This window comes from Acidimicrobiia bacterium, from assembly GCA_016650365.1.
Taxonomy (GTDB): Bacteria; Actinomycetota; Acidimicrobiia; order Spongiisociales; family JAENVV01; genus JAENVV01.
Genome location: JAENVV010000167.1, coordinates 1 through 9,247, shown reverse-complemented (window position 1 = coordinate 9,247; position 9,247 = coordinate 1). Strand labels below are relative to the sequence as shown.

Genomic DNA, 9,247 nt, shown 5'->3' with positions numbered 1-9,247 from the left:
GCGGGTTCCGGTCTTCACCGGGCACTCGCTGTCGATCAACTCCCGCTTCACGCAGCCGATCCCGCCCGACGAAGCCCGCACGATCCTGTCCGGTTCGCCCGGCGTGGTGGTGGTCGACGTGCCCACCCCGCAGATGGCCGCCGGTCAGGACCCCACCTTCGTGGGTCGCATCCGCGCCGACGAGACGGTCGAAGACGGAAAGGGTCTGGCCCTGTTCCTTTCCAGCGACAACCTTCGCAAGGGCGCCGCCCTCAACACCGTTGAGATTGCCGAACTGCTGCTCGCCTAGCCGGGTTCCCTAGATTCGGGTTGTGAAGATCGCGACCAGCAGGTTGAGTAGTCCGGTCGTGACCGTCCCGTTGGCATCGCTACCCATGGACCTTCGTTGCCAGCTGAGCGGCAGGTCAGGGTCCATCGCCGCCAGTTCGTGATTGACGGTCGATCCGATGGTTGATTGGGAGAGCTTGGTGATTTCGCCTGGATCGGTCCATAGGGCGACGCATGGGTTACAGACATCGACCTGCATTTCACCTAGCCGGTGGGTCAGATTCACCGGCGTCATCGGTGAGCTACAGAAGGGGCATCTGAGGCCTTCGTAGGAGAGTTCGGTGGCTGCCCGAATCAGCTGGTTTCGTTTGGCGAAGCTGAGTAGTAGCCCGATGTCGTTGCTGTTCGACAGCCGTCCGTTACACCGCGGACATTCATACCGATTGCCGGTGGCGTGGGTTGGGATGAGGATCACGTCGCATCGCGGGCAGTTCATGGTTACTCAAATCATCGGCGCCCTGACTGGTTCCCTTTAAACACTTGAGGGCTCCTCGGATGAAGAGCCCTCAAGTTACGGTGGTTCCGACTCGTACTCTCGTGAAGAGAGAACTGGTCGGGACGGCCGGATTTGAACCGGCGACCTCGTCGTCCCGAACGACGCGCGCTACCAAGCTGCGCCACGTCCCGTTGCGGTGGATGTTAGCGCCTTAGTTTTCGGAGCGGCCCGCCGGCAATATGGAGACCGAAACCCGGCCGATACGGTTACGATCCATGATGGCAACCCGCAGTCGAACCCTGTCGATGTCCACGATGTCCCCTTCGGTCGGAATGTCGCCCCTCAGATACATGACCAGACCGCCCACGGTCGTGTACGGCCCCTCGGGGAGGGGATAGTCGATCTCGGTACTCAATTCCTCGACCGTCATCGATCCATCGGCGGTCCACGTACCGGTCCCGGTTGGGCGGGCCTTGGGTACACCAGGGTCGTACTCGTCCTGGAAATCGCCGATCAGTTCGGCGATGAGATCTTTGGCAGTGATCATTCCCTCGACACCGCCATGTTCGTCCAGCACCATCGCATATCCGATGCGTCGATCGCGAAACTCGTGGAGTACGGTCATGAGTGGAGCACTTTCCGGCACGTACAACGGCTCGCGGATGAGGCGGGCGGCCGCTTCGGGGGTGATGGCGCCGGGCATTCGAAGCAGATCCTTTACGTACAGGATTCCGACCAGTTCGTCGAGGCCTCGACCGGGAGCGACGACGGGATATCGAGAGTGAGCGGTGCCGGAGACGGCGGCTCGAATCTTGGCCTCATCGATCGGCAAATCGATGGTTTCGATGTCGACTCGTGGTGTCATCACTTCGCGCACCCGCCGGTCGGTGGCTGCGAACAAAGCTTCGATGATTTCTCGCTCGACCTGATCGATTTCTCCGGCCTGTTCACCGAGGGCGGTGAGTGCCTTGACATCTTCTTCCGTGACGGAGCGGTCCGGGTCGTCGGAGACGCCGAACATTCGGAGCAGTCGATTCGAGATGAACCGGAAAACTCGCGAAATCGGATTGAGCATCGTGGTAACGGCGGTCAAACTGGTGGCGATGGCCAGTCCGTACTCTTCGGGGTATCGCGACGCCAGCATTTTGGGCGTGATTTCACCCACCACCAGCACCACGGCGGTGAGCAGGAACGTAGCAATTACCGGGCCGATCGTCTCGTCGGTCAGGTCGACGGCCAGAATCGTGGCAATCGATGCCGCCAGGATGTTGACGAAGTTGTTGGCGATCAGGATGGTCCCAATGGTTCGTTCCAGGTGGGTGGCCAGGCGAGCGAGGCGTTCCCCTCGATGGCCCTCCAGACGCATCACCCGCTCGCGAGGTATGGCGGTCACGGCCGTTTCGGATCCCGACAGGAACCCCGAAGCGATGAGACAGAGCGCCAGAACGATCCAGAGGGCAGCGAGGCTCACAGCTATCAGCCCAAGGCAGCGCGGAGAGCCTGAGCAGTGAACGGTTTCAGGACCCACCGATCTGCCCCGGCGCGTTTGGCGATGAACTCATCGGCCGAACGGTCAAGAAGCAAAACCACCGGGCGGTCTTCGATGTCGCCGTTGTTCGCCGCAGACTTGATCGCCCTGGTGATGGCCATTCCCCCCATCGATCCGACCTGCATGTCAACGATATAGACCGAGGGCGGGGATTCCCCGGCGACCGCGATGACCGTCCGTGGGTCTTCGACATGGGTAATGGATGTAGTTGGGTCGAGGATCGCCGCTTCGACGTCGTTGCGGACCCAGTTGCTGTCGGTTACCAGGAGGATTGATTCCATGATGACTCACTGTAGTGCCGTCGACTGGGGCCGATGACGCGCCTCCTATCATCCAGGTGCATGCGACGTATTCTGGTCCTCGTATTTCTGCTTGGCACTCTGGCCGTACCGGCCTTTGCACAAACTTCTGATGGGGCAATCGATGTCGTCGAAGTGCAAGGCCCGGTCGATCAGTTTTTGGTTCGGTTCGTAACGGATTCGATCGAAAGTGCCGCAGCGCGCGACTCGGAGTTTGTGATCCTTAAGATCGATTCTCCCGGGTCGTTGACCACAGAGGTGGAAGAACTCATTGCCCTCGTGCAAAATCCACCGTTGCCGGTTGTGGCTTGGATCGGCGACGCACCGGCCACGGCCCAGGGAGCCAGCCTCCGACTTGCCGAAGCTGCGCAAATCACGATCGCCGCACCGGGAGTGGAGATCGGGCGCCGGTTCCGAATGATTATTGGCGAGCCCGCCGCTTCTTCTGACGATGACGTCCTGGTCACGGTGACCGAACCGATCCCGGGTGCCATTGACGATATTCAGGCGGCGCTTGGCCCGCTCATCGTATCGCTCGACGGCAAGACGGTTGAACTCGCTGACCGGACGGTGACCTTGCACACTGCCGAGCAGGTGACCGAAGGCGACGGTCAGGTACGGTCGCAGGTCACCAAGCAAGTGCGATTCAACGAACTTGGCGTGTGGGCCCGAACCATGCGTCTGGCGATAACACCGGAGGCGGCCTTCTTCTTTCTCGTTGTCGGGTTGGCGTTCGCGGCATTCGAGTTCTACGCGATTGGACCGGGTCTGGCGGCGGCCACGGCTGTCGTTCCGATTCTTCTGGCGGGTTATGGGCTGTCCGCCATGCCGTTCGGGTGGGGTTTGCCGGTCACCTTGTTCGCCATGTGGCTGCTGACGGTCGACTACCAGCGGGGCGGTTTCAGTGTCCTGTCATACATCGGGACGGTGCTTCTTGGGGTGGGAGGCCTGTTTATCGCCGGGACGTATCCCGATATGGCACCGAGCGTAGGTGCGGTTGTCGTGACAACCCTCGGGGTGGCGCTCTTCTACATGTTCGCCATGTCGACGGTGGCGCGCTCCCGGTTCACGACACAAACGATGGGTCGTGACCATCTCATCGGCGCGATGGGGGTTGCTCTGACGGATGTCACCGGCGAAGGGCTGGTCGAAATAGAGGGAGCTCGCTGGCGGGCGACGTCCCATCGTGAAGCCGGTATCTCGCAGGGATCTCCCGTGGTGGTCGCCTCAGTTCAGGGCATGTTCCTTGAGGTCGAGCTGCCAGATCGCGAAAAACAAACCTAGACCTCCTAAAATTTTCCTGGCGGCCTGGCGGGGTGGGTGGTAGCTTCCCGAAGGTACCAAGGCGATCCTGAGGAGGAGTGATTGTGAGTTTGGCCATCGGCGACTGGCAGATTCAAGGGCTTTGCCGGGGTAACCATTCACACCTGTTCTTCCCTCCGAGCACCTTCGAAAAGAAGGATGAGCGCGAGCGGCGCGAGTCGCGGGCCAAGGCCATTTGCGATGTATGCCCGGTCCAGGGTGACTGTGTCTCCTATGCACTGGAGATTCGCGAACCCTATGGCATCTGGGGTGGGACGACCGAGGTCGACCGCCGGGTGCGAGCCAGCTAGCGCAGGATCCGATCGTTTCCGACGCGTTGGGTAACCCCGATCGCGTCGAAGTACTCGAGCAGTGGCACTGCGTATTTGCGCGATACTCCAATGACATCCTTGAAATTGCCCACCCCAAACGGGGTGGGCAATTCTTGTAGTCGACTCCGGATGGCCTCGATCTGGCCGGGGAGGAACACGAGATCATCTGAGACTCGGACCAGCCTGCCTTCCCGGAGCGCGATGTGGAGCAGTTCGCGGTCGAGGTTGAGTTCGTCGAGCCTTGGCACGTTATATCCGGCGGTGGTCAGTTGACCGATGACCGTTACGAGTTGCGATTCCTGAGCGTCCGTCAGACCAGCGTTGAACGTAGCCAGGGCGGCGGTTGGTCCGTCGTCGCGCACCCGATCGTCCATGGCAAGGATTGCCCGCGCTGTGTCGATGTCTAGGTTTAGGCGACTCGCCAGACTGGCGACCGGCATCCCCTCGCGCAATGGGTGTTCGTGGTGGAAGGCGGCAACATCGTTCACAGCCGAGGTCAGCAATTCGGCCACCCGCCCGACGGAAATGGCTACGTCGCCGCGTGTGAGACCGGTGCGGGGGTACCCGCCGCCCGTCCAACCGGCGAGTTCATGGACGGTGCAGATGCCGCGGGCGTCAAGTAGTTGGGTGGCGGCGTCGTTCTGATCGGCTTCAAGGATTCCTTCCAGTTGACGGAGTGCCAGGCGAGCTTCAGCCGCCCGACGGGGGGCGGCCGGATCGACGATGCGACCTCCGGCAACCACCGATTGTCGACCGGTTTCGCGCAGGATGAAGCGCTCCCCGACCCGGACCGGAAGTGGGGTTTTAGACCTGATCAGCGCCGCCATCGGCTTTCCACCGTCAGGGTCCTCGTTGCCGGTTAACGGGCGGAGCTCGACCGGCCACGAACCCGAGCCCATATGGAGGTGGTAGGCCCCTCGCTCGCCGACGTCATCTGCGTATCGAGCAGGTCGCATAACCACGCTGAACGACGAACTGGTCGGCCACGGTGAAGGGGAAAGGAGCGACCCTCTGGCGATCTGATCCCTGGTTATCCCGACCAGATTGGCGGCGGCCCGTCGGCCGGCGGAAACCGTTTCGTGGGTCTGCTCATGGCTGTGCAGCGTGCGAATCCGAACCGAGTGGCCACCTGGCCAGACTGAAAGCGTCTGGCCAACTGACAGAGGACCGCCCAGAAGCGTCCCGGTAACAACGGTTCCGGCGCCGTCGATGCTGAAAGAGCGATCAACCCACAAGGCGGGATCTTTGAGGATCCGTCGGGTCTCGGCTTGTTCGCAGAGCGACCGCAGCTCGGTACGAAGGTCGTCGAGCCCGTCGCCGTTCAGCGCAGACACCGGGATGAGTCGGGCCGTCTCGAAGGCGGTGCCTGCCACCTGTTCTTCGATCTCCAGTTCGGCGAGTTCGAGCAGTTCGGGATCAACCCGATCGGTCTTGGTTATGGCGACGACGCCCAGGGAAACCCCGAGGAGGTCGAGCACCGCGAGGTGTTCTTCCGTCTGAGGCATCCAGCCCTCGTCGGCGGCCACGACCAGGATGGCGATGTCGATTGCCTCTGTGCCGGCGAGCATGTTCTTCATGAACCGTTCGTGGCCGGGGACGTCAACAAACGACACCTCGATTCCGTCAAGATCGGTCCAGGCAAAACCAAGGTCGATAGTCAACCCGCGAGTTTTTTCCTCGGCGAGGCGGTCGGGGTCCCGGCCGGTCAGTGCCTGGATGAGAGTGGACTTGCCATGATCGACATGGCCCGCGGTACCGACTACTGGCATGCGGTGACGGCAGCCCGTAACGTCGCTGCCACCGATGCGTCCTCGTCGGGGTTGACCGATCGAAGGTCGACGAGGAAGGCCCCTGCCTCCCGGCGTCCGATCAGTGGGCGTTCGGCGGCCAACAACTCGTTCCACAGCCGATCGGCTTGAGCGGTGACCTGCAGTGCTGGTGACGCCACGGTCATTCCGGGCACCGACCCGGCTCCCAGTAAGGAGGCACTTTCGATGATCGTGCCGGGGATGCCTGCGTCGAGTAGGGCTTGCAAACGGAGCTCAAGGTGTTCGTACGGGGCAGTTGCCATCGTCCAGAAGGGGATCTCGAGGGCCCGCCCGTCCAGGTACATCTCGGTGATTACCGCCAGGGCGGCCAGGGTCGGTCCGGGCACCCGCATGGCTCTGGCCATCGGATGTGACTTGATGCGTTTGATGAGGTCGTTCTCTCCGACCATGATCCCGGCCTGCGGTCCGCCAAAGAGTTTGTCGCCGGAGAACATGACAAGGCCGGTTCCCCGGTCGATTTCCTGACGTACGCCAGGTTCTCCTGCCAGCCAGTTTGGGGGAGGTCCGGAGATCCAGGGGCTGGTCTCGTCTACCAGACCGGAACCGACGTCGTAGGCATACGGTACGTCGCTGCGGCGGGAAAGTTCGACGAGTTCCGCGCTGGCGGCTGATTCGGTAAATCCGACCACCCGGTAGTTCGACGGGTGGACTTTCAGGAGGAGGCCGGCGTCTGTTGCCACTTGCGCATAATCTGCGATTCTGGTCCGATTGGTGGTTCCGACCTCGATCATGTCTGCCCCGGATGCCGCCATGAGTTCGGGAAGCCGATACGACCCGCCAATTTCGATCAGCTCACCCCGTGAGACCACGACCACTTTTGACTTGCCTAGGGTGGCCAGGGCCAGGAGCAACGCGGCCGCGTTGTTGTTGACGACCAGGGCAGCTTCTGCACCGGTCAAAGCCATAAGTAATTCGTGTACATAGGCACCCCGCCCGCCTCGTTCGCCCTGGTCGAGGTCGAATTCGAGGTTGCCATAGCCCAGAGTTGCCTCAGCGGCGGCTCGCACGGCGTCCGGGTGCACCGGGGCCCGGCCAAGGTTGGTGTGGAGCAGGACGCCGGTGGCGTTGATCAGTGACCGGAACTTCAGCCTGGCGAGCTTTCGGGCCCTGAGGGCGGCGATTTCGCCGGCGTCGGCGGGCTGCCCGTCGACCAGGAGGCCTCGTGCTTCCTCAAGGGATGCACGGGCCACCTCCGTGGCTACGACCCGGGGAATTCCGTTGAGTTGTCTGGCGAGCGCATCGACCGAAGGCAGGTCACGGAGAGTCATGGTTGGTAATGGTACCCGTTAGGCTTTCAGCGCATGCTGCCGGTCCTCTTCATTGTGATACCCGCCCTCGAGATGGGCTTGCTGGTCTATTTGTCCGGTGTCATCGGGTGGGAGATAACGCTCGGAATCGTCGTGGTTACCGGCTTGATCGGTGCCTATCTGGTCAAGCGGCAAGGAACCAATGCCTGGAGAGCGATCGGAGCCGCATTTCAACAAGGAAAGCTGCCGGCCGGCGAACTGGCAGACGGCGCATTGATTCTGGTGGGTGGGGCGTTTCTGTTGACTCCAGGACTTTTGACCGACCTGGTCGGATTCTCACTGATGGCACCGCTGGTTCGGAGGGTGGTTCGTGATCGATTGACCATCTATGTGCAGCGGAGATCCACCAGGTGACCCCGTCCGTTCCACGACCGGCTGCCACCGCCTGTGTGGTTCGAGATGGTCGGTCCGGCATCGAGGTGCTCTTGGCGAAGCGGTCAAATGGATCGCCGTTCGTACCGGGCGCCTCGGTGTTTCCCGGAGGCGGAGTTGATGACACCGATCGGCGGGCTCCCGATCCATTCAAGGCCGCGGCCATCCGTGAGACCTTCGAAGAGGTTGGACTGCTCCTGGCGGACCGGGTCGGCAGCCCGGTTGACCCGGGCCGACTGCTGGCCGAGCAACGGTCGGTGGAAGATTTCGCATATGACGATGTCGTGTACCTGTCCAGGTGGGTGACGCCCGAACGGTCCGGTATCCGTTTCGACACGCGGTTCTATCTTGCGGCAGCCCCGGCGGGCAGCGTTTTGCGCATCGATGATCGAGAGTTGATTAGTGCCGGTTGGTTTGAACCCGCCCGAGCGTTGCGAAGTTGGGCGGGTGGCGAACTGCAGATGGTCTCGCCGACGGTTGCGCATCTGCGGTATTTGGACCACTATGGAACGGTCGACGTCGCTTTGCAGGGCGCCATTGTTGGTCGATTCGCTGGAGAAATCGACCAGGATGCCGATATACGGCGTCGTCAAGCAGGACCAGCATGAACATTGTCCATCTTCTCGCTCCCAATCCCGGTTGGTTTACCGGGGCCGGTACCAACACCTATGTGCTTGGAGGCAGAACACGCGCCCTGGTAATCGACCCGGGACCCGTGATTCCTGAGCATCGCGACCGGATTCTCGAAGCGATCGGCGATCGCAGAACCGCCGCGATCGTTGTCACCCACACCCATCCCGATCATGCCCCGCTGGCCAATCCGCTCGGGCTCGAAGTTGATGCCCCGGTCTACGGATTTGCGCCCGGCCCGGACTTCGCCCCGACCGACTTGGTCCGGGAGGGTGACCACATCGAGGTGGAGGGTGAGACGCTCGAGGTTCTCTACACCCCCGGCCATGCCGACGATCACATTTGCCTGCTGCTTGGTACCACCATGTTCACCGGTGATCACATCATCGGTGGCTCGACCGTCATGATCGAAGACCTGACCCGCTATCTGGCTTCGCTTGAACGACTTCAATCGGTTTCGCTTTCGAAGTTGTTGCCCGGCCATGGCCCGGAGATCGACAACCCTCAGGAAGTCATCGATTACTACATTTCCCACCGGATGGAGCGAGAAAGAGAGATCGTGCACGCCTTGCAGGAGGGGGCCGGATCGGTCGGAGACGTCGTCATCGAGGTATACAAGGATGTTCCCGAGGAGTTGCACCGGGTGGCGGCACTCTCGGTAGCTGCCCATCTCCGCAAGCTGACCGACGATGGGCTCATTACGTTCGGCGGAGATGATGCGTCGGACTTATGGGGATCTCTGGTTGAGATGGTTCGCACATGATGCGTCGACTGTTTCCACTGGCCTTTCTCCTGATTCTTGTTGTGGCCTTACCGGCGCGCGGAGAGGTCACCCCGGAGGAGTTGGAGAAGGCGAAAGGCGAG

The 9,247-nt window shown here is 61.7% G+C and carries 11 protein-coding genes and 1 tRNA gene; 6 read left to right on the top strand and 6 right to left on the bottom strand.

Annotated features, from left to right (window positions below; genetic code table 11):
- Window positions 1-289, top strand: a 289-nt coding sequence (locus JJE47_10495; GenBank protein MBK5267851.1) for an aspartate-semialdehyde dehydrogenase, incomplete at its 5' end; no start/stop codon positions are given.
- Window positions 290-298: 9 nt separating this feature from the next.
- Here the strand turns inward: JJE47_10495 and JJE47_10490 are convergent.
- The 4 genes from JJE47_10490 to JJE47_10475 form a co-directional block, all read right to left on the bottom strand.
- Window positions 299-763, bottom strand: a complete 465-nt coding sequence (locus JJE47_10490; GenBank protein ID MBK5267850.1) for a zf-TFIIB domain-containing protein — start codon at window positions 761-763, stop codon at window positions 299-301.
- A 114-nt stretch (window positions 764-877) separates the two neighbouring features.
- Window positions 878-954: transfer RNA gene (locus JJE47_10485), tRNA-Pro, on the bottom strand.
- 20 nt (window positions 955-974) lie between these two features.
- Window positions 975-2,234, bottom strand: coding sequence for an HlyC/CorC family transporter (locus tag JJE47_10480; GenBank protein ID MBK5267849.1), 1,260 nt, complete (start codon window positions 2,232-2,234; stop codon window positions 975-977).
- Between the two features lie 5 nt (window positions 2,235-2,239).
- Window positions 2,240-2,593, bottom strand: a complete 354-nt coding sequence (locus JJE47_10475; protein MBK5267848.1) for a response regulator — start codon at window positions 2,591-2,593, stop codon at window positions 2,240-2,242.
- Window positions 2,594-2,653: 60 nt separating this feature from the next.
- Here JJE47_10475 and JJE47_10470 point away from each other — a divergent pair, with 60 nt between their 5' ends.
- Together JJE47_10470 and JJE47_10465 are read left to right on the top strand one after the other, a co-directional pair.
- The gene (locus JJE47_10470) at window positions 2,654-3,895 is read left to right on the top strand and encodes a hypothetical protein (GenBank protein MBK5267847.1); all 1,242 of its coding nucleotides are present in this window, start codon (window positions 2,654-2,656) and stop codon (window positions 3,893-3,895) included.
- Window positions 3,896-3,972: 77 nt separating this feature from the next.
- A complete protein-coding gene (locus tag JJE47_10465; protein ID MBK5267846.1) occupies window positions 3,973-4,224 on the top strand; it encodes a WhiB family transcriptional regulator in 252 nt (83 codons plus the stop codon).
- Here the strand turns inward: JJE47_10465 and selB are convergent.
- Both selB and JJE47_10455 read right to left on the bottom strand, forming a co-directional pair.
- Window positions 4,221-6,014 carry a selenocysteine-specific translation elongation factor gene (gene selB, locus JJE47_10460; GenBank protein MBK5267845.1) on the bottom strand — a complete coding sequence of 598 codons (1,794 nt, stop codon included), beginning with the start codon at window positions 6,012-6,014 and terminating at the stop codon, window positions 4,221-4,223. The two genes, JJE47_10465 and selB, sit on opposite strands and share 4 nt — an antisense overlap.
- Window positions 6,005-7,342, bottom strand: a complete 1,338-nt coding sequence (locus tag JJE47_10455) for an L-seryl-tRNA(Sec) selenium transferase (protein MBK5267844.1) — start codon at window positions 7,340-7,342, stop codon at window positions 6,005-6,007. The genes selB and JJE47_10455 overlap by 10 nt, the downstream gene beginning before the upstream one ends.
- A gap of 33 nt (window positions 7,343-7,375) precedes the next feature.
- Here JJE47_10455 and JJE47_10450 point away from each other — a divergent pair, with 33 nt between their 5' ends.
- The 3 genes from JJE47_10450 to JJE47_10440 are packed head-to-tail and all read left to right on the top strand — an operon-like array spanning window position 7,376 to window position 9,146.
- Complete coding sequence (locus JJE47_10450) at window positions 7,376-7,735, top strand: FxsA family protein (protein MBK5267843.1); 360 nt, start codon at window positions 7,376-7,378, stop codon at window positions 7,733-7,735.
- Window positions 7,732-8,361, top strand: coding sequence for an NUDIX domain-containing protein (locus tag JJE47_10445; protein MBK5267842.1), 630 nt, complete (start codon window positions 7,732-7,734; stop codon window positions 8,359-8,361). The genes JJE47_10450 and JJE47_10445 overlap by 4 nt, the downstream gene beginning before the upstream one ends.
- On the top strand, window positions 8,358-9,146 hold the full coding sequence (locus tag JJE47_10440; protein MBK5267841.1) for an MBL fold metallo-hydrolase: 789 nt from the start codon (window positions 8,358-8,360) through the stop codon (window positions 9,144-9,146). Before JJE47_10445 ends, JJE47_10440 begins: the two co-directional genes overlap by 4 nt.
- Window positions 9,147-9,247 lie beyond the last annotated feature (101 nt).

Coding starts and splice junctions, on each gene's coding strand:
- selB (MBK5267845.1), bottom strand. CDS start 6,014: ATGCCAGTAGTCGGTACCGCGGGCCATGTCGATCATGGCAAGTCCACT.
- JJE47_10490 (MBK5267850.1), bottom strand. CDS start 763: ATGAACTGCCCGCGATGCGACGTGATCCTCATCCCAACCCACGCCACC.
- JJE47_10470 (MBK5267847.1), top strand. CDS start 2,654: ATGCGACGTATTCTGGTCCTCGTATTTCTGCTTGGCACTCTGGCCGTA.
- JJE47_10455 (MBK5267844.1), bottom strand. CDS start 7,342: ATGACTCTCCGTGACCTGCCTTCGGTCGATGCGCTCGCCAGACAACTC.
- JJE47_10450 (MBK5267843.1), top strand. CDS start 7,376: ATGCTGCCGGTCCTCTTCATTGTGATACCCGCCCTCGAGATGGGCTTG.
- JJE47_10475 (MBK5267848.1), bottom strand. CDS start 2,593: ATGGAATCAATCCTCCTGGTAACCGACAGCAACTGGGTCCGCAACGAC.
- JJE47_10440 (MBK5267841.1), top strand. CDS start 8,358: ATGAACATTGTCCATCTTCTCGCTCCCAATCCCGGTTGGTTTACCGGG.